Genomic DNA, 19,291 nt, shown 5'->3' on the forward strand with positions numbered 1-19,291 from the left:
GTGACACAGGCAGCAGCGCACAGTGGCCAGGCATCGGGGACCCGACGCGTTCTGCTCGACGTGACGGGCATGTCCTGCGGGGCGTGCTCGCGCCGCGTGCAGAACAAGCTCAACAAGATCGATGGCGTGCAGGCGTCGGTCGACATCGCCACCAAGATCGCCACGGTCGATGCCCGCCACGACGTCAGCGTCGCGGATCTCTGTGCCGCGGTGGAGGAGGCCGGGTACCACGCCGCGGAGCGCACCGGTGACTCGGCGGCCGAGGTGCCGCACAAACCGTCCTCGACGGCGGTCAGGGTGCTGCGCCGGCTGAGCTTCGGGCATCTGGGCGTCTGACAACTGGCGGGAACTGACCCCGTGGTGTGAACGACCATTCTTGACGAGGACCGTTCGACCACCGAGGAGCCATGGGCGAGATCCCGTCGACAGTGACAGATGACAGCGCGAACCTCCCGTTGCCGGGGGCGCCCGCCCGACGAGGCGGGGGTGCGGCACCGTATCGCGCGTTCCTGCTGCGCCTGCACTTCTACGCCGGAATCTTCGTCGGTTCGTTCCTGCTGATCGCTGCCCTCAGCGGCGGCCTGTACGCCGTGGCACCCAGCCTCGAGCAGTTCGTCTATCGCGATCATTTGCGAACCGCGACCGGCGGAACCATGCTGCCGGTCTCCGCGCAGGTGCGTTCCGCGCAAGCCGAGCGACCCGACCTGCCGGTCACCGCGGTCCGGCCGGCCACCGGCGCCGGGGAGACGACGCGGGTGATGTTCGACGACCCATCGCTGGCGGAGTCCGAACGGCATGCCGTGTTCATCGATCCGGTGACCGGCGCCTCGCACGGCGAACTCACGGTCTACGGCAGCAGCGGTGCGCTGCCGCTGCGCACCTGGATTGACCAGTTGCACCGCAGTCTGCACCTGGGTGAGCCGGGCCGGTGGTACAGCGAACTCGCCGCGTCGTGGCTGTGGCTGATCGCGTTGGCCGGGCTGTTCCTGTGGGGCAGATACCGGCGCATGAAGCACCGCGGCGACCCAGAAGCCAGATTGCTGGTGCCCGACCGCTCGGGCCCCGGCCGGCTGCGGACGCTGAACTGGCATGGGGCGGTGGGGATCTGGATCGCTGTGGGTCTGCTATTCCTGTCGGCGACCGGACTGACGTGGTCGCGGTTCGCCGGCGACAACATCACAGCCCTGCGCAGCGCGTTGTCGTGGACGACACCGTCGGTGTCGACCGCGCTCACCGGCCCGACGAACGCTGTGATGTCCGGCCACGACGGTCATCACAGCGAACCGGTGACCACCGGCGGCCACGGGGGCGCTGCGCGCGTCGCGGACATCGACCGGGTGCTCGACGCCGCGCGCGAGGCCGGCGTGGACGGCAAGGTCGAGGTCGGTATTCCGGCCACGACCGATACGGCGTTCACCGTCGCGCAGACCCGGCAACCGTGGGTGATGTCGAACAATGCGGTGGCCGTCGACGGAGCATCCGGAAAGATCACCGACACTTCGTGGTTCGCCGACTGGCCGGTGGCCGCCAAGCTCTCGGCATGGGGCATCCAGCTGCACATGGGGCTGCTGTTCGGCCTGGCCAACCAACTGCTGTTACTGGCGCTGGCCGTCGCGCTGGTCACTGTGATCGTGCGCGGATACCTGCTGTGGTGGCAGCGCCGCCCGACGGCCGGCACACGGCCCGTCGGTGCCGCACCGCGCCGCGGAGTGCTCACCGGTTTACCGCCGGGCGCCGCGGTGGTCGTCGTGTTCGCAGCGGCCGCCATCGGCTGGTTCGTGCCGCTGCTGGGGCTGAGCCTGGTGGCGTTCGTCGCCGTCGACGCCGTGATCGGATGGCGGCAGCACCGCCGCCAGGATCGATCGGTTTAGCCGGTCCGGTCGTCCCGCTCGGCCGCGGCGATCAGGTCTTCGCGGGCACGTGCCACGCGGGACCGGATGGTGCCCACCGGGCAACCGCACACCTCGGCGGCCTCCGCGTAGGACAGGCCGAGCACCTGCGTCAGCAGCAGCGCATGCCGCCGGTCGGGATCGAGCCCGTCCACCAACATGCGGATCTCCACCATCCGCTCGAACCCACCCACCGGGCGGTAGCTGTCGAGAACCTGCTCGACGTCCACCCCGTGCTGGGTCCGAGGACGGCTCTGCTTGTGCCGGATCTGATCGACCACCACGCGCCGCGCGATCGACAGCAGCCACGTCCGTGCGGACGAGCGGCCACCGAACCGGGGGAGCGCGGACATCGCGCGGATGAACGTCTCTTGGGTCAGGTCGTCAGCTGACCCGGCATCGCCGAGGTAGGCGACAGTTCGCCAGACGTCGCGCTGCGTGGACCGAATGAACTGCTCGAGGGCCTCCGAATCGCCGCGTCCGGCGGCCAGGGCCAGCCGCGTAACGTGGTCCTCGCCGTATTCGGTAGTCACGACGATCGACACTATTCGATGACGCCCGGGAACTTCGCATCGGGCCGCGACGACCAATCAGACGGCGAGGTATGTGCCACCGGCGTGGTGGTGAGCAATGGGAGTGGTCGTGACAACAGCAACTGCCCTCGACAACGAGGTGGCCCAGCGCATTGCGCTCGATGTCACCGGGATGTCGTGCGGGGCCTGCGCTGCCCGCGTGGAGAACAAACTCAACAAGATCGACGGCGTCCGCGCCTCGGTGAACTTCGCCACACGTGTCGCCACCGTCGAAGCCTCGCCGGACGTCGGAGTCGACGAACTGTGTGCGGTCATCGAGCGGGCCGGCTACCAGGCCGCTCCCCGCACCGAGACCGCCACGACGGACGTCGACCCCGACGCCGACCACGCCCGCAGCCTGCTCCGCCGCCTCGCCGTGGCCGCCGTGCTGTTCATCCCCCTCGCCGATCTGTCGGTGATGTTTGCCGTCGTGCCCGATACCCGTTTCACCGGGTGGCAGTGGGTACTGACGGCGCTGGCCGCACCGATCGTCACGTGGGCCGCCTGGCCGTTCCACCGCAGCGCGCTGCGCAACGCCCGGCACGGCACCTCGACCATGGAGACCTTGATCTCCATCGGTGTCACCGCGGCCACCGTCTGGTCCATGTACACGATCTTCTTCGACCACGAGACCTACCACGCGGGGGGCGTCTGGCAGGCACTGCTCGGCAGCGATGCCATCTATCTCGAAGTGGCCGCCGGCGTCACCGTTTTCGTCCTCGCCGGCCGTTACTTCGAGGCCCGGGCCCGCTCGCGGGCCGGGGGCGCACTGCGGGCGCTGGCAGCACTCGGCGCCAAATCGGTGACGGTACTGCTCGCCGACGGCAGCGAACTGGTCTTGCCCGCAGACGAACTCAAGGAGGGGCAGCGATTCGTCGTGCGTCCCGGTGAAGCCATCGCGGCCGACGGCCTGGTGGTCGGCGGGGCGGCCGCCGTCGACGTCAGCGCGATGACCGGAGAGTCGAAACCGGTCCAGACCCACGAAGGTTCGAGCGTCGTGGGCGGCACCGTGGTCCTCGATGGCCGGTTGGTCGTCGAGGCGGCCGCGGTCGGGCCGGACACCCGGTTCGCCGGAATGGTTCGACTGGTTGAACAGGCGCAGGCGCAGAAGGCCGACGCGCAGCGGTTGGCAGACCGCATCTCCGCGGTGTTCGTGCCGTGTGTGCTGATGATCGCCGCGGTCACCGCGGCGGGCTGGCTGTTGGTCGACGGCGACGTGAACCGGGCAGTGTCGGCCGCCCTTGCCGTGCTGGTGATCGCCTGCCCGTGCGCGCTGGGTCTGGCGACGCCGACCGCGATGATGGTGGCCTCTGGGCGCGGCGCGCAGCTGGGCATCTTCCTCAAAGGCCATCGTGCGCTGGAGGCGATCCGGGCCGTCGACACCGTGGTGTTCGACAAGACCGGCACCTTGACCACCGGACAGCCGCAGGTCATCAGCATCGTCGTGACCGAGGGATGGGACTCCGACGACGTCCTCGCCCGTGCGGCAGCCGTCGAATCGGCGTCCGAACATCCTGTCGCGCATGCGATCGTCAGCGCCCGCGCCGGCCGTGAGATCGCCGAGGTGGCGGATTTTCAGGCGTTCGCCGGCCACGGGGTGACCGGTTCGGTGGGCGGTGTCGCCGTGGTGGTCGGGCGTCCAGCCTGGGTGACCCGTGACCGGGTGGTGCCGGCGAACCTCGCCGCAGCCCGTCGGACCGGTGAATCGCAAGGCCAGACAGTCGTATTCGTCGCCTGCGGCGATACCGTGTGCGCGGCGATCTGCGTCGCCGACGCCGTCAAGGACTCCGCGGCCGGAGCCATCGCACAACTGCATGCCGAGGGCATGAAAACCATGCTGTTGACCGGTGACAACGCGGCCACCGCTGCGGCGATCGGCGCGGCGGTGGGCATCGACGACGTCGTCGCCGAGGTGCTCCCCGAGGACAAGGTCGGCGCGATCGACAGGCTGCGCGACAAGGGCCGCGTGGTGGCGATGGTCGGCGACGGCATCAACGACGGTCCGGCGTTGGCGTGTGCCGACCTCGGCCTGGCCATCGGCCGCGGCACCGATGTGGCCATCGGGGCAGCCGACATCATCCTCGTCCGCGACAACCTCGATTCGGTACCTCAGGCATTGGGCCTGGCCCGGGCGACGATGCGCACCATCCGGGTCAACATGATCTGGGCTTTCGGCTACAACATCGCCGCAATCCCGATCGCCGCGGCCGGCCTGCTCAACCCGTTGATCGCCGGTGCGGCAATGGCGGTGTCGTCGTTCCTGGTTGTGTCGAACAGCCTGCGGTTGCGCAACTACGGCACCGTCACGGCCAACATGTTCGGTGAGCCCGACGACGAATCCCGCTGACGCGCACTCGCCCTCAGCGCCGGGTGCGCGAAAGTTCCTGCAACATCGCGTTGTACGCGTCGAGATCGTCGTCGTATCCGCGGTCGCTGTGGCGATCCTGACGCGTGCCCATGCGGCGGTCTTGACGCGCCCACTGCGCCACCAGGGCCACCACCACGATGACCACCGGCAACTCGCTTGAGCCCCACGCGATCGCACCGCCCAGGTGCTGATCGTCCGTGATGCTCTGCAGCCAGGGCAGATCGACGGATCGGTAGAAGCCCTCACCCAACGCCGAACTCATCGTCATGGTGGCGATACCGAAAAACGCATGGAACGGCATCACCGCGAACAGCAGGCCCAGCCGCCCGAGGAACGGGAGCCGCCGTGGCCCGGGGTCGATGCCGATGATCCCCCAGTAGTACAGGTAACCGGTCAACAGGAAGTGCACGCTCATGAACTCGTGGCCCCAGTGGTACCGGATCAAGGTGTCGAACAGAGGGGTGAAGTAGACGAGATACAGCGACCCGACGAACAAGACGAATGCCGTCACCGGATGCGACAGGAACCGCGTCACCGGTGAATGCAGGAACCACATCAGCCACTCGCGCGGACCCGGCGTCTGATCGTTCGGCGCCGTCGGCAGTACGCGAAGTGCGAGGGTGACCGGCGCGCCGAGCACCAGAAGCACCGGGATGAACATGTTCAGCGCCATGTGTTCACCCATGTGGACGCTGAACATCGCCGATCCGTAGGCGCGCACGCCGGAACTCGTGGTGATCAGCAGCGCCATGCAGCCCAGCGTCCAGGCGATCGTGCGGCCCACCGGCCACTGATCCCCGCGACGACGCAGCCGCACCGCCGCGATCAGATAGCCCAGCGCGAGCACGATGGCCGCCGTGCCGATCAGCGGATCGAATCGCCACTCGGTGATCAGGCTGAGCGCACTTGGGGGCGTGTCGAGTTGGTAGCCCAAGAAGATGTCCCACGTGGTGAATTCGTGGGTGGTGAACCGGGGCGGGACGCTGTTGGCGGCGAGCGCCACCGCGGCGGCTACGACGATCATCACGGCCGCAGACACCGTGTCGACCCACCGCGACGGGGAACGCCCGGTCCATACCGCCACGCCGTCGCCCAGGCAAACCAGCACCGACAATGCGCCGGCGACGAGCACGGCCCACCCGTAACCGGATGCCAGCAGCGACGATCCGCCCAACATCAGTGTCGCCAGAAGCGCGCCGTAGATGATCGTGATCGTCCCGCAGGCCAGTTGCAGCAAGGGAATCCGGCGGTGACGCGCGTCATCCCGCAGTCCGGCGGAGACGATCTTCGTCCCGGCCCACACCGCGACCGTCACGGCGAACACGATCACGGCACTGGTGGCGAGGTCATGGTCCGGCCCCTGCCCGGCATTGCCGGTCACCGGAACGGCGATCACGCCGATGACGGCCGGCAACAACGCCACACAGTGGCCCATCCAGCGCAGCGTGAACCGCACCCCGACGGCCAGCGCGATGGCACACAGGGCGGCCACACACCATCCGCGCGCCGCTTCTGAGGCGGCGATGGCGCTGCCGAGACCTGGACCGGCGACAAGCCGGCCGACGGGGATCCCCGAATCCGCAGCCGCGCAGATCACCACCATGGCGGTGCCGACGCAGGCCCAGACGATGGCGACGCGTTCGACGAGTAGATGTACCGGAAACGACGATGCGTCGATTCGTCCGTCGTCGCGAGGCGTTGCCGTCGTCACGATCCACACCAGCGCGCCCAGGCAGACGGCGGCGGCCAGGGAAGCGGTCCAGTGGCCGAGCAACCGCGCCGCGTTGGTGGCCGCACCGGGATCGGCGATCCCCGCGGCGGCCAGGCGTTGCGCCCCCAACTGCAATGCGCACATGAACAGCGCTGCGGCGCAAACGAGAACGGCGCCACACAGCGTCACCCGTGCCCACCCCGCACCGGGTGTTGCCTCACGCGCCATTGTCGAACCGGCCTTTCGCCGCGGAAACGATCGAAACATCGCGGCCCAGAAAGTCTACGACAACATGTCGTAGCGCCGGCCGGTGCGGGAACTTTCGCGACCCCGGCACCGACCAACTCCAGGACGGGCCACACCCATCACTGCCCGCCTACGCACAAAGGAATGTCACATGATCGCCGATCTTGCGCTCCGCTGGGTAGTGACGGTGCTGTTCGCGCTGAGTGCGGCCGAATGCATCTATGCCTTTACGCGCTCGTATGAGCGTCCGAGCGTCGCGGTGAGCCAGTTGCTGCACCTGGCGATGGCGGTCGCGATGGTGGTGATGGCCTGGCCACGCGGTGCGGAGTTGCCGACACTGGGGCCGATGCTCTTCTTCCTGGCGGCTGCCATCTGGTTCCTGACCGGGATGATGAGAATTGCCACGTCCGGCGGCCGTCTCGGCAACGGCTACCACGCCGTCATGATGGCGGCGATGGCCTGGATGTATGCGGTCATGAACGGCAACGTGCTTGCGCCCCACGGTGACCCGGTCGTGACAGCCGGCCATGGCGGACACGCCATGCACATGGCGGCCCATACGGCCGAAGCCATCCCGGCCGCCCCGGCCGTCATGGAACACGGTGCAGCGCAGCCGGTGTGGATCAACGCCGTCAACTGGACGCTGATCATCGGGTTCGTCGTCGCGGTCGGGGTCTGGCTCTACCGCTATTTCGCGGCCCGTCAGCGGTCGGCTCAACAGCCGGGCATGCCGCCCTCCGGCCATTTCGGCACGCTGTGCCGGGCCATGATGGCCGCCGGAATGGCGGTCATGTTCGGTGTGATGGTCTGACGCGTCAGGCAGCCGGATCATCGGCCGCGCGCAGATGGCGACCGCCGGGCGCAGCCGATTGCGATCCGTCGACGCGTTCGCGTGCGGTGGGTGAGGGATCGCCGGGGGGCCTTGTGCGTGACACCAGGATCGACACGATCGCGGCCAGTGCCACCGGTAGATGGCTCAGTACACGAACCGCGGTCACCTGACCGGCGAGTGCGTCTGTCACCACGTAGTAGGCAAGGAATCCGCAGTAGACCACCAGCACCCCCGCCAGACCCGGGGCAATCCGGCGGCGGAACGCCATCGCGATCGTGGTGATGCCCAGCGCGGCCGACCAGGCCGTGGACTCGTTCAGCAGATGAGCCCCGCTGGCCGAGCCATGGTGTGCCGCGACCATGCCGAAGTGCACACCCACGGCCTGCGCGACGGCCAAACCCACCTGGACCACGCCGATCACCACGATGGCGATGGACAGCAGATGGCTGCTCAACCACTGGCCGAGGCGGGCCGGCGCGCTGGCCTTATGCCGCGCCGGTGCGTTCACCGCGCCGATGAGGGCGCCGTCGGCCAGATCGCGGAGCTTCAGTGTCAGAGCACCGGCCTGGTCATACCAGGCGGCGCACTCCCGGCAGTCACGGAGATGTTCGTCGACGCGTGCGGAGGGAACGGGCTCGCGTTCACCGTCGAGGCGCGCCGAAAGCGCCTCTCGAGCCACCACGCAGTCCACCGCTTCATTGTTCCGCATCGGCCTCGCGAATTGCACATCCGCTAGAGGGACGGCGGATAGGGCAGATTGCTGCTGGTCTGCGGATCGACGTGTACCCCTCGGCCCATATACGGGAACGCCCGTTGCGGACACGCGGGCCGATCACAGATCCGGCAGCCTGCCCCGATGGGCACCGCGGCCTCCGGATCGCCGAGATCGATACCCACCGAGTAGATCAGCTTGTCGGCATGGGCGAGATCGCAGCCCAGGCCGATGGCAAAGCTCTTGGCCGTCCCCAGGTAGCGGCTCGGGGCCGAGAAGGAGGTCTTCGCGATCCAGAAATAGTTGCGGCCGTCGGGCATCTGGGCCACCTGGGTGAGGAATTCGCCGGGACGGGCGAATGCGTGATGTACCACCCACAAGGGGCAGTTGCCGCCGACCCGCGAGAAGTGGAAAGCCGTGGCGGACTGCCGTTTCGAGATGTTGCCCGCACTGTCGGTGCGGACGAAGATGAACGGGACACCGCGCGCCTCGGGCCGTTGTAGCGTCGACAGCCGGTGGCAGACGGTCTCGAAACCCATCTCGAAGCGGCGGGCAAGCTGATCGATGTCGTAGCGCAACTCTTCGGCGGCGGACAGAAACATGCGGTAGGGCAGCAGCAGGGCGCCGGCGAAGTAATTGGCCAGCCCGATCCGGGCCACCCCCCTGGCCTCCGGGCTCAACTGGTCATCGGTGGCCACGACGGAGCTGATCAGGTCGGAATGGCGCAGCAGGGCGATTTGCGTGGCGAGTTGAAACGCGCGTTGACCGGGTAGCAGCCAGCGCGCCACCTGCACAGTCGCGGACTCGGCGCGATACCGCCGTTTCACGTTGGGGCCCAAGGCATCTCGGTCGTCGACGACCACCGAGACGCCGAACTCGTCGGCCAGCAGATCGGCCAGTTGCCGGTCGAGCCCGCCGATCTGCAGCCCGTGGCGGACGAAGAGATCTTCGGCGGCGCGGTCGAGCGCGTCGACGTAATTGCGCCGGTCGTAGAAAAAGTCGCGGACCTCTTCGAACGGCATCGGCTTGTGGGTACCGGCCTGAGCATCGAGGTTGGTCCGGCCGTGCACCGCCTCCAGTTCGGCGGTGGCATCGTGCAACCGACGATGCATGGCCACCATCGCCTGCCCCACCTCGGGCATGCGCGCGACGAGTTCGTCGATCTGCGCGGTGGTGGCCGGACCGTCGGCCAGGATCTCTCGCAGGTCCGACACCAACCTGGCGTCGGCGTCAGGGGCGAAGTAGTGGGTGGGCAGATCGAAACGATCGGACAGGGCCATCAGGACAGGGACGGTGATCGGGCGCTGATCGTTCTCCAGCTGGTTGACGTAGCTCGTGGACAGGCCCAGCGCACGCGCCAGTGCGACCTGCGTCAGGCCTTTCTCGTCGCGTAGCCGCCGGAGGCGGGCGCCGGCGAATGTCTTGCTCACCGCCGGTGACACTACTCCGACCGGCTTTCGCAACATTCGCAAAAGGGCTCGGCAAAGGACACAAAAATACGCATTTACCGGTGGTTTCGGTGATCGCCGTGGATGCGTACCGTGCGGAACATGGAGATCCACGAGGTACGCACCCGGCGCAGCGCCGAGGACTTCCCGCGCAACGAACACCTGGCCTGGAAGATCGCCGAGATGGCGGCCGACCCCGTGGCGGTGCCGGCCGAGACCGAGGCGATGGTGATCAATCGCATCATCGACAACGCCGCGGTGTCGGCCGCATCCGTGATCCGCCGGCCGGTGACAGTCGCCCGCGCCCAGGCGCTCGCGCACAAGACGCCACGCGGCGCAGGAGTGTTCGGTGTCGAGGGCACGGTGTCGCCGGAATGGGCGGCGTGGGCCAACGGCGTCGCGGTCCGCGAGTTGGACTTCCACGACACGTTCCTGGCCGCCGAATACTCCCATCCAGGGGACAACATCCCGGCGCTCGTCGCAGTCGGACAACACCTCGGGGTGAACGGCGCCGACCTGATCCGCGGCATCGCCACGGCCTACGAGGCGCAGGTCGACCTGGTGAAGGGAATCTGCCTGCACCAGCACAAGATCGACCACGTCGCCCACCTGGGACCGTCGGTGGCCGCCGGTCTGGGCGCCATGCTGCGCCTGGACCCGGAGACGATCTACGCCGCGATCGGCCAGGCGCTGCACCTCACCACCGCGACCCGGCAATCGCGAAAAGGACTGATCTCCAGTTGGAAAGCCTTCGCGCCGGCCTGGGCGGGCAAGGTGGCGATCGAGGCCGTCGATCGTGCCATGCGCGGCGAGGGGTCGCCGGCCCCCATCTGGGAGGGCGAGGACGGCGTGATCGCCTGGCTGCTCGCCGGTCCAGAGCACACGTACCGCGTACCGCTGCCTGCACCGGGAGAACCCAAGCGGGCCATCCTGGACACCTACACCAAGGAACACTCGGCCGAATACCAGAGCCAGGCACCGATCGACCTGGCCCGCCGGATGCGCGAACGTATCGGCGACCTGGACCAGATCGCCACGATCGTGCTGTACACCAGCAACCACACGCACGTGGTGATCGGCACCGGTAGCAACGATCCGCAGAAGTTCGATCCCGATGCCTCGCGCGAGACGCTCGATCACTCGGTGATGTACATCTTCGCCGTCGCGCTGCAGGACGGCGCCTGGCACCACGAGCGGTCCTATGCGCCCGAGCGCGCACACCGGCCCGACACCGTCGAACTGTGGCACAAGATCTCCACGGTCGAAGACGCGGAATGGACCCGGCGATATCACTCGGATGATCCGGCGGAGAAGGCATTCGGAGCCAAGGCCGTCATCACGTTGAAGAACGGCGACACCATCGTCGACGAGTTGGCCGTGGCCGACGCCCATCCGCTCGGAGCGCGGCCGTTCGAACGCGAGCAGTACGTCGCCAAGTTCGCCGAGCTCGCCGAGGGTGTCGTGAAAGCCGACGAGCAGACGCGGTTCCTGTCCGCGGTCGAGAACATCGCGACGGCCAAATCCGGTGGCCTGGGCGCGCTCAACGTGCGGGTCGACCCGCGGGTGTTGGAGAAGGCGCCGACGGTGCCCTCGGGGATTTTCCGATGAGCGCTTGCGCGAAGAGAGAGGGCTTGAGATGAGCGGCGGGCTGCTCGCCGCTGCCACGCCGGCATCGGATAAACGTCGAAAGTTCCGCCGCGATCTGGAATCGGGCCGGCTGCTTCGGTTTCCTGGGGCGTTCTCACCGCTGGTGGCAAAGCTGGTCGCCGAGATCGGCTTCGACGGCGTCTACGTTTCGGGTGCAGTCCTGTCTGCCGACTTGGGCCTGCCCGACATCGGCTTGACGACACTGACCGAGGTGGCCGGCCGCGGCGCCCAGATCGCCTCGGCCACTGACCTTCCCACGTTCGTCGACGCCGACACCGGATTCGGTGAGCCGATGAGTGCGGCCCGCACCGTGACGGTGCTCGAGGACGCCGGTCTGGCCGGCCTGCACCTCGAAGACCAGGTCAACCCCAAGCGCTGTGGGCACCTCGACGGCAAGGACGTCATCGAGAGCTCCGAGATGGTCAAACGGCTGCGGGCCGCCGTCGCGGCACGTCGGGACCCGAACTTCATCATCTGCGCGCGCACCGACGCCGCGGCCGTTGAAGGGATTCCCGCGGCGATCGACCGGGCCAAGGCCTACGCCGACGCCGGTGCGGATCTGATCTTCACCGAAGCGCTGCACACCCCGGCCGATTTCGAGCAGTTCCGAAATGCTGTCGATGTACCGCTGCTGGCCAACATGACCGAGTTCGGCAAGTCCGAATTGCTGACGACGGTGCAGTTGGCCGAGATCGGCTACAACGTGGTGATCTATCCCGTCACCACGTTGCGGCTGGCCATGCACGCAGTGGAAATGGGGCTACACGAGATCGACTCGGCAGGAACACAATCCGGACTCCTCGACCAGATGCAACACCGCAGCCGGCTCTATGAGCTACTGCGCTATGCCGAGTACAACCAGTTCGATACCGAGATCTTCAACTTCTCGCTGCAAGGAGCGGCACGATGACCGTCACCGAGAACGCCCAGAAGATCCACAAAGGCCTGGCCGGCGTGGTCGTCGACACCACCGCAATCTCCAAGGTCGTGCCCGAGACCAACACGTTGACCTACCGCGGCTATCCGGTGCAGGATCTGGCCGCGCAGTGCAGCTTCGAGCAGGTGGCCTACCTGCTGTGGCACGGCGAGCTGCCGACTGACCAGGAACTGGCCATGTTCACCCAGCGCGAGCGCGCGTCGCGCCGGATCAACCGCTCGATGCAGTCACTTCTGGCCAAGCTGCCGGACAACTGTCATCCGATGGACGTCGTGCGTACCGCGATCAGCTACCTGGGCGCCGAAGATCCGGAGGAAGACGACAGTAGCCCGTCGGCGAATTACGCCAAGGCGTTGCGGATGTTCGCCGTGCTGCCCACGATTGTCGCTGCCGACATGCGCAGGCGCCGCGGGCTGGAACCGATTGCCCCCCACAGTCATATGGGCTACTCGGAAAACTTTCTCACGATGTGCTTCGGCGAAACGCCCGAACCGGTGATCGTCAACGCGTTCGAGCAGTCGATGATCCTCTATGCCGAACACAGTTTCAACGCCTCGACGTTCGCCGCGCGGGTGGTCACCTCCACCCAGTCCGACATCTACAGCGCCACCACGGCCGCCATCGGCGCCTTGAAGGGTTCGCTGCACGGCGGCGCCAACGAAGCCGTGATGCACGACATGCTCGAAATCGGCTCGGCCGAGCGCGCCGCGGAGTGGTTGCACGGCAAGCTGTCCCGCAAGGAAAAGGTGATGGGCTTCGGCCACCGGGTGTACAAGAACGGTGATTCCCGGGTGCCCACCATGAGGGCCGCCCTGCAGCAGGTGGCGGCGGTCCGCGATGGCCGGCGCTGGCTGGACATCTACCACGTGTTGGAGAGCGCGATGTTCGCAGCCACGAACATCAAACCCAACCTCGACTTTCCCACCGGTCCGGCCTACTACCTGATGGGCTTCGACATTCCGAGCTTCACCCCGTTGTTCGTGATGAGCCGCATCACCGGCTGGACCGCTCACATCATGGAGCAGGCCGCATCGAACGCATTGATCCGGCCACTCAGCGAATACAGCGGACGTCCGCAACGTTCATTGGCCTAGCTGCTCGCGGTATTGGCTTGATGCCCTGAACGAAAAGTGGTCGACAAGGTACTGGTCGACGGTCTTGAGTGTGGGGTAGCCCACATCGTGCGAGGACGCCGACGCGGAATTGGCTGAGATGCGCCGCCGCCGGAAAACCTCGACCACAACCCACCCACCCGCTCGGCAGCGGTGTTCGCGGGTAAGACGCGACAGCCGTTGTCTGCGAGACGAAGGCCAGCCGACACCGCCGGTGGTCGGGAGCGCCCCTGAGCGATGCGAAAAATGCTGTTGTGCTGGGCTTTTTGAGGCCGTCGAGAATATTGACGGTTGCTTTGAGCTTCATCTGAACTCGGCCGGTGTGCCGAAAGGGACGTCCCACCATCGGAAAACTTTTGATTAGTCTCACCCTCGCTGATCTGAGGAGGCTGCGGGTTCGGGCGGAGCGGGTACATCGAAGCGGCTCCCCGGACTCGAAGCCGGACATAGGGGGATGGGCATTTGACGTGTGATGAAGTACTGCGGCACAGCACAACTGGTGATCCACGTTGGCGAACACAGCCTGCTGTATGACGACCTCGTCATCGCGGGCCGGGGACGCCACGGCTCGAACGCTGACACGGTACGAGGGTCACCCACCGGACTACGTGGTGCTGCCCCGGGAACCCAAGGCCGTTTCCGACGCCGTGCGGCGCGCTCCGCGGCCGCCGGTCCGACACTTGTTGCCGCCGGGCGGCATTCGAGGTGCCAGCGATACCGAACTGATCGAGATGTCCAACCGCAGGATGGCGCTCTACCAACTCGACCGGGACACCGCCCGGACATGGATGACCTGAGCACCCCGGCCGGAAACGGCCGGTTGCGATCCAACAACAGAAGCAAACGAAAGGTGCGGCTGGTTACGTCGACCAGCCGGGGTATCACATATGACCGCTACCGATTCATCCACATCGCCCGCCGTATCCGACGGGCTGGTCTCGATTCTGCGTGACGATCTCGAACTCCCATGTCAAACACTGAGCGCCGGTACGCGTCTCGTCGACGATCTCGGCATGGATTCGGTTTCATTCGCGGTCGGGCTGGTGACCATCGAGGAGAAGTTCGGTGTGCAGCTCAGCGAGGAGGACCTCATCACCTGCAACACCGTAGGGGATCTGCAGTCGGTGATCGACCAGAGGAGCGCGGCATGAACCCGCTCGCAGGTGCATTGCGGGAGGCGATGGTCGGGTCACCGCATGATCTCGTGGTCCTGGATCGCGACACCGATACCTGGCAGCGCCGCCCCTGGCCCGAGGTGCACGGGCTCGCCGAGCACATTGCGGCCTACCTGTTGGGCCGTGACCAGCCCGGCGCAGTCGGTCTGGTGGGCGAGCCGACCGTGGAATTGATTGCCGCCATTCAGGGTTCGTGGCTCGCGGGTGCGGCGGTATCGATCCTCCCGCGACCGCAGCGGCGTGCCGATCCGTCCGAATGGGCGCACGCCACGTTGTCCAGGTTCGCCGGAATCGGCGTGACTACGGTGTTCAGTTATGGCGGCACGCTGGAGTTGTTGCGGGCCGTGGACTCGTCGCTGACCGTATGCGACATCGCCGATGCCGCACGCACTCCCACTTCGACACCGCTGCGGTATCCCGATCATGCTGAGGTCGCAATCCTGCAGGGCACTGCCGGGTCCACCGGCACTCCGCGGACCGCGGTGCTGCCGCCCGAGGCGGTGCTCAACAACATGCTCGCCGTCACGCAGCGATTGTCCCTGAGCCGCAACGATGTCTGCTGTTCCTGGTTGCCGATCTACCACGACATGGGCCTGGCGATGGTGTTGGCCTCGACGATGTCCGGGATGCCGCTGTGGCTGGCGCCGACCGGTGCCTTCTCCGCGGCCCCGCTGCGGTGGGCCGAATGGCTTTCCGAATCGGCGGCGACGTTCACCGCCGGGCCGAACTTCGGTTACTCGGTGCTCGGGCGCTTCGCCAACCGTGTCTCCGACGTCGATCTCGGCGCAGTCCGCATCGCGATCAACGGCGGTGAGCCCGTCGACTGTGCCGGCGTCGATCGATTCGCCATCGGCATGAGCAGGTTCGGCTTCGACGCGAGAGCAATGGCGCCCAGCTATGGGATGGCCGAGGCGACCTGCGCGGTCACCATTCCCGCGCCTGGTGAGGGCCTGCGCATCGACGCGCCTGCCGCCGACCGGCGCTTCGCGCTGCTGGGGCGGCCGGTGCCGGGTATGGAGATCCGCATCGTCCCGTCGGCGCACGATGAAACCGGCGCAACCGGCGAAGTCGAGATCAGGGGGTCGTCGATGATGAGGACCTATCTGGGCGAAACGCCCGTCGACGTGGGCACCAATGGTCAGTGGTTCCCGACCGGCGACATCGGATACCTCGTGGACGGCGCGCTCGTGATCTGCGGGCGCTCCAAGGAGATGATCACCATCGCCGGACGCAATATCTTCCCCACCGAGATAGAGCAGATCGCGGGAGAGGTGGACGGTGTCCGCGAAGGAGCGGTCGTCGCTGTCGGCACGGAATCCGGTGCGGCACAATCACGATTGCTGGTGGTAGCGGAGTTCGTCGGCACCGAGCAGGACATCACCCGCAGTGCCGTGATCCGGCGAATCGTGTCGGTCTGTGGTGTCACGCCGGCAGACGTCGTGCTGATGTCGCCCGGATCGCTGCCGCGCACGTCGTCGGGCAAACTCCGGCGCCTCGAAGTCCGTCGCCAACTCGAGGCCGCGCGGTAATCGCTCCGGAGGTGCGATGAGTTTTACCCTCCTCCCAGGTCCAATCAGCATCCATTGTTGACCGAACGGGAGAGAACACGTGGCCCAGCTGCTCAAGGTCCAGAACTTCAACGTCTCCGGCGACGGGTTCGGCGCCGGGGAGAACCAGAGTTTCGAGCGACCGTTCGGTCATGCCGAACCTGGCGAGATGTTCGCCTGGGCTGGTGCCACGGCGAGCTGGCCCAACCGGACGGAGCCTGGCGGGAGCCGCGGCCTGGACGACTATCTGACCCGGGACTTTCACCACAACATCGGCGCCGAGATCATGGGCCGCAACAAGTTCAGTCCCTACCGTGGGCCGTGGGAGAATCACGCCGACTGGCAGGGCTGGTGGGGCGAGGAGCCGCCGTTTCACACGCCGGTGTTCGTGTTGACCCACCACGAGCGGCCCTCGTTGCGCTTGTCCGACACCACGTTCTATTTCGTCGACGCGGATCCGGCGACCGTGCTGGAGCAGGCTCGGGCCGCCGCGCAGGGCAAGGACGTGCGGTTGGGTGGGGGAGCGAGCACCATCCGGGAGTTTCTCGACGCCGACCTGATCGACACCCTGCATGTCGCGGTGTCGCCGGTCGAGCTGGGAAGCGGGTCGCGACTGTGGGAGTCGCCCGATGAACTCGACGACCGGTTCCACCACGATGTGGTCTCGAGCCCCGGCGGCGCGGTCACCCATCATCTGTTCTGGCGCAGGTGACCGCGCCGGCCGGGCCTGCCTTTTGGAGCTCTTCGTCACGAGTGCGCGGCATGCTCGACCATCAGGTCGGCTGCCCGCGCGGCCAACGCCATGATGGTCAGGGCCGGGTTGGCCGCCCCCTGCGTCGGCATCACGCTGCCGTCCACGACGTAGAGCCGGTCCACCCCGAACACCCGATGTTCGGGATCGATGACGCCGTCCTCGGGCCGGGAGGCCATCCGGGCACCGCCCACCAGATGGGCATAGCGTTCGATGGTGATGACTTCCTCCGCGCCGGCCGCGCGCAGCATGTCGGACATCACCTCGGATGCCGCGGCGATCAGCTTCTTGTCGTTGTCGCACTGGCTGTAGCTGAAATGCGCCACCGGAAGGTCGTGGCGGTCTTTCTCATCCGATAGGGTCACCCGGTTGTCCGGCTGAGGTAGCAACTCGCACAGCGCGCCCAGGGTGGCCCAATGCACGTAGTCACGCATGTACTCGCGCAGCGTCTTCCCCCAATGCCCCTGTGCGGCCACATGTTCAGACCAGGTTATCGGCAAGGGGCTGACGTTCTGGATGGAGAACCCGCGGCGGTAGGGCTTGGTCGGATCGGTCTCGTAGAACTGCTCGGTGCTGGCTTCCGGCGGCGGTGCCTTGTACATCCGGATCTCGTCTTCGAAGCGTCCGGCCACCTGTGGAGCGCCCTGCACCATGACGTGGCGTCCGACGTGGTCGTGGTCGTTGCCCAGCCCCTCGGGGTACCCGGATGTCGCCGAAAGCAGCAGCAGCCGAGGAGTTTCGATGGCGTAGCCGGCGACCACCACCGCCCGGGCGCGCTGCCGGTGCCGGGTGCCGTCGTGCAGGTATTCCACGCCGGTTGCCCGGCGTTGCCGGTCGTCCACCAGGATCCGGGTGACATGGCTGTCGGGCCGGATCTCGGCACCGTGGGCCAGGGCATCCGGGATATGGGTGATCAACGGGCTGGCCTTGGCGTTGACCTTGCAGCCCTGGATGCAGAAGCCACGGTAGATGCAGTGTGGCCGGTTCCCGAAGCGTCCGTTGGGAATCGCCACCGGACCCACTCGCATGTCGATGCCCAGGGCACGGGCTCCGCGCAGCGCCACCAAGCCGTTGCCGCTGACCGGATGCGGGCGGTGCGGATAACTGTGGGGGTCACCCCACGGCCAATCCTGGCCGGCCACCGGCAATTCCGCCTCGATCTGCTCGTAGTAGCTGCGCAGGTCGTCATAGTCGATCGGCCAGTCGGCGCCGACTCCGTCAAGACTGTGGGTGTGGAAGTCGGACGGGTGGAACCGGGGCGTGTAACCGGCGTAGTGCACCATCGATCCACCCACGCCACGGCCAGAGTTGTTCGATCCCAACGGAACCGGGTCGGCGCCACCGATCTGACGCGGGTCGGTCCAATACAGACCGTGCGACCCGCGTTCATCACTGACCCAGTCGGTATCGGGGTTCCAGAACGGGCCCGCGTCGATGAGCACCACGGACCATCCGGCGCGGGCCAGGCGTTGACCCAGCGTCGCACCACCCGCCCCGGCGCCGACGATCACCACATCGACCTCGTCGTCCGCCTGGTAGCGGCGCATATCGGCCCTCAACCGGTGGTTGGTGCGCGACCCGTCGTTGGGAATCAGCCACGCCGAGGCGTTGCGGCGGCGCACCGCCGCCAAGCTATCCATCGGTACTCCGGTCGGGCAGGTCGTCGTCGAGACGGCGGGCCCGCTCGACGCGCACCGCGAACGGCACCGGATCGGCGGGCCGATGGTCACCCACCTCGAATTGTTCGCGGGCGTTGATGCCGGGGTTGAGATAACCGCGCGGGTAGGCCGGGCCGGGGAAGCCCATCTCGTTCCAGGCCCACGGATGTGAGTAGAAGGCCGTGCACGCGAATCGGGTCCACAAACTCCAGACATGGCCCGCGGAGGTGCCGTGCCACGTCTCACCGCGGTGGGCCAGATCTTGGACGTCCTGGAGCAGCCAGGCCTGGCGGTGGTCGTCGAGTTCGGCGAAACCGGCCCGATAACGCATGTGGGCGTCGGCGTCGAGGCCGGCGAGGCTGTCGCGCCAGGCCTGCCGGTCCTCGGGCATGTCGTCGTAGTGCCAGCCGTCGGTTTCGTCGGTCGCCAGCCGCGCGTCGATCATGGCCAGCACCGGCACCCGCGGTTCACCGTCCTGGGCCAGCAGCAGATCCAACATCGGTTTGGCCACCCCGACCTCCGCCGGGGTGAAGAAGGCCAGGCTCGCAGGCAGCGCCAGCCGGGACAGCACGGCTCCGGCCGTCACCTGATCCCAGTCGTCGGCCCGGGCCAACACATCGAATCCGGCGAACCTGCCCCGACCCTGCGGGGTCACGCCCTGGTGTTCCGTCGTACGAAACCACATC

At 67.1% G+C, this 19,291-nt stretch carries 16 protein-coding genes and 1 pseudogene; 11 read left to right on the forward strand and 6 right to left on the reverse strand.

Going from position 1 to position 19,291, the window contains the following annotated elements:
• Both A5733_RS21620 and A5733_RS21625 read left to right on the forward strand, forming a co-directional pair.
• A complete protein-coding gene (locus A5733_RS21620) occupies positions 1 to 336 on the forward strand; it encodes a heavy-metal-associated domain-containing protein (protein WP_233152757.1) in 336 nt (111 codons plus the stop codon).
• Positions 337 to 407: 71 nt separating this feature from the next.
• Positions 408 to 1,871 (forward strand): PepSY domain-containing protein, encoded by a 1,464-nt coding sequence (locus tag A5733_RS21625; RefSeq protein ID WP_076241616.1) that lies wholly within the window; start codon positions 408 to 410, stop codon positions 1,869 to 1,871.
• Here the strand turns inward: A5733_RS21625 and sigC are convergent.
• Positions 1,868 to 2,422, reverse strand: coding sequence for an RNA polymerase sigma factor SigC (gene sigC, locus A5733_RS21630; protein ID WP_076241652.1), 555 nt, complete (start codon positions 2,420 to 2,422; stop codon positions 1,868 to 1,870). The genes A5733_RS21625 and sigC overlap by 4 nt on opposite strands.
• Positions 2,423 to 2,519: 97 nt before the next feature.
• Here sigC and A5733_RS21635 point away from each other — a divergent pair, with 97 nt between their 5' ends.
• Positions 2,520 to 4,808 carry a cation-translocating P-type ATPase gene (locus tag A5733_RS21635; RefSeq protein ID WP_076241617.1) on the forward strand — a complete coding sequence of 763 codons (2,289 nt, stop codon included), beginning with the start codon at positions 2,520 to 2,522 and terminating at the stop codon, positions 4,806 to 4,808.
• A 13-nt stretch (positions 4,809 to 4,821) separates the two neighbouring features.
• On the opposite strand, the gene A5733_RS21640 is transcribed toward A5733_RS21635, so the two are convergent.
• On the reverse strand, positions 4,822 to 6,768 hold the full coding sequence (locus A5733_RS21640) for a cytochrome c oxidase assembly protein (RefSeq protein WP_083666369.1): 1,947 nt from the start codon (positions 6,766 to 6,768) through the stop codon (positions 4,822 to 4,824).
• Positions 6,769 to 6,937: 169 nt separating this feature from the next.
• Between A5733_RS21640 and A5733_RS21645 the strand changes: the two genes are divergently transcribed.
• Complete coding sequence (locus A5733_RS21645) at positions 6,938 to 7,597, forward strand: DUF5134 domain-containing protein (protein ID WP_076241618.1); 660 nt, start codon at positions 6,938 to 6,940, stop codon at positions 7,595 to 7,597.
• 4 nt (positions 7,598 to 7,601) lie between these two features.
• Here the strand turns inward: A5733_RS21645 and A5733_RS21650 are convergent, their stop codons facing one another.
• Both A5733_RS21650 and A5733_RS21655 read right to left on the reverse strand, forming a co-directional pair.
• On the reverse strand, positions 7,602 to 8,327 hold the full coding sequence (locus tag A5733_RS21650; protein WP_076241619.1) for a DUF2275 domain-containing protein: 726 nt from the start codon (positions 8,325 to 8,327) through the stop codon (positions 7,602 to 7,604).
• Positions 8,328 to 8,350: 23 nt separating this feature from the next.
• Positions 8,351 to 9,796, reverse strand: a complete 1,446-nt coding sequence (locus A5733_RS21655; protein WP_076241620.1) for a short-chain fatty acyl-CoA regulator family protein — start codon at positions 9,794 to 9,796, stop codon at positions 8,351 to 8,353.
• 84 nt (positions 9,797 to 9,880) lie between these two features.
• Between A5733_RS21655 and prpD the strand changes: the two genes are divergently transcribed.
• The 7 genes and pseudogenes from prpD (at position 9,881) to A5733_RS21690 (ending at position 16,908) form a co-directional block, all read left to right on the forward strand.
• Complete coding sequence (gene prpD, locus A5733_RS21660; protein WP_076241654.1) at positions 9,881 to 11,386, forward strand: 2-methylcitrate dehydratase PrpD; 1,506 nt, start codon at positions 9,881 to 9,883, stop codon at positions 11,384 to 11,386.
• 28 nt (positions 11,387 to 11,414) lie between these two features.
• The gene (gene prpB / locus A5733_RS21665) at positions 11,415 to 12,335 is read left to right on the forward strand and encodes a methylisocitrate lyase (RefSeq protein ID WP_076241621.1); all 921 of its coding nucleotides are present in this window, start codon (positions 11,415 to 11,417) and stop codon (positions 12,333 to 12,335) included.
• On the forward strand, positions 12,332 to 13,456 hold the full coding sequence (locus A5733_RS21670; protein WP_076241622.1) for a bifunctional 2-methylcitrate synthase/citrate synthase: 1,125 nt from the start codon (positions 12,332 to 12,334) through the stop codon (positions 13,454 to 13,456). The genes prpB and A5733_RS21670 overlap by 4 nt, the downstream gene beginning before the upstream one ends.
• Positions 13,457 to 14,004: 548 nt before the next feature.
• The gene (locus tag A5733_RS21675; RefSeq protein WP_076241623.1) at positions 14,005 to 14,271 is read left to right on the forward strand and encodes a hypothetical protein; all 267 of its coding nucleotides are present in this window, start codon (positions 14,005 to 14,007) and stop codon (positions 14,269 to 14,271) included.
• 81 nt (positions 14,272 to 14,352) lie between these two features.
• Positions 14,353 to 14,625 (forward strand): annotated as a pseudogene (locus A5733_RS21680) (acyl carrier protein); the annotation flags it as partial.
• Complete coding sequence (mbtM, locus tag A5733_RS21685) at positions 14,622 to 16,178, forward strand: long-chain-fatty acid--ACP ligase MbtM (protein WP_076241625.1); 1,557 nt, start codon at positions 14,622 to 14,624, stop codon at positions 16,176 to 16,178. The pseudogene A5733_RS21680 and the gene mbtM, both read left to right, overlap by 4 nt.
• Before the next feature lie 79 nt (positions 16,179 to 16,257).
• Complete coding sequence (locus A5733_RS21690) at positions 16,258 to 16,908, forward strand: dihydrofolate reductase family protein (protein WP_076241626.1); 651 nt, start codon at positions 16,258 to 16,260, stop codon at positions 16,906 to 16,908.
• Between the two features lie 35 nt (positions 16,909 to 16,943).
• Here A5733_RS21690 and A5733_RS21695 read toward each other — a convergent pair whose 3' ends face one another.
• Both A5733_RS21695 and A5733_RS21700 read right to left on the reverse strand, forming a co-directional pair.
• On the reverse strand, positions 16,944 to 18,494 hold the full coding sequence (locus tag A5733_RS21695; RefSeq protein ID WP_231965636.1) for a GMC family oxidoreductase: 1,551 nt from the start codon (positions 18,492 to 18,494) through the stop codon (positions 16,944 to 16,946).
• Between the two features lie 85 nt (positions 18,495 to 18,579).
• Entirely contained in the window at positions 18,580 to 19,290 is a 711-nt protein-coding gene (locus A5733_RS21700) for a gluconate 2-dehydrogenase subunit 3 family protein (protein ID WP_076241627.1), read from the reverse strand.
• Between the last annotated feature and the right edge of the window lies 1 nt (position 19,291).

It is taken from the genome of Mycobacterium sp. NS-7484 (assembly GCF_001953975.1).
Classification (GTDB): domain Bacteria; phylum Actinomycetota; class Actinomycetes; order Mycobacteriales; family Mycobacteriaceae; genus Mycobacterium.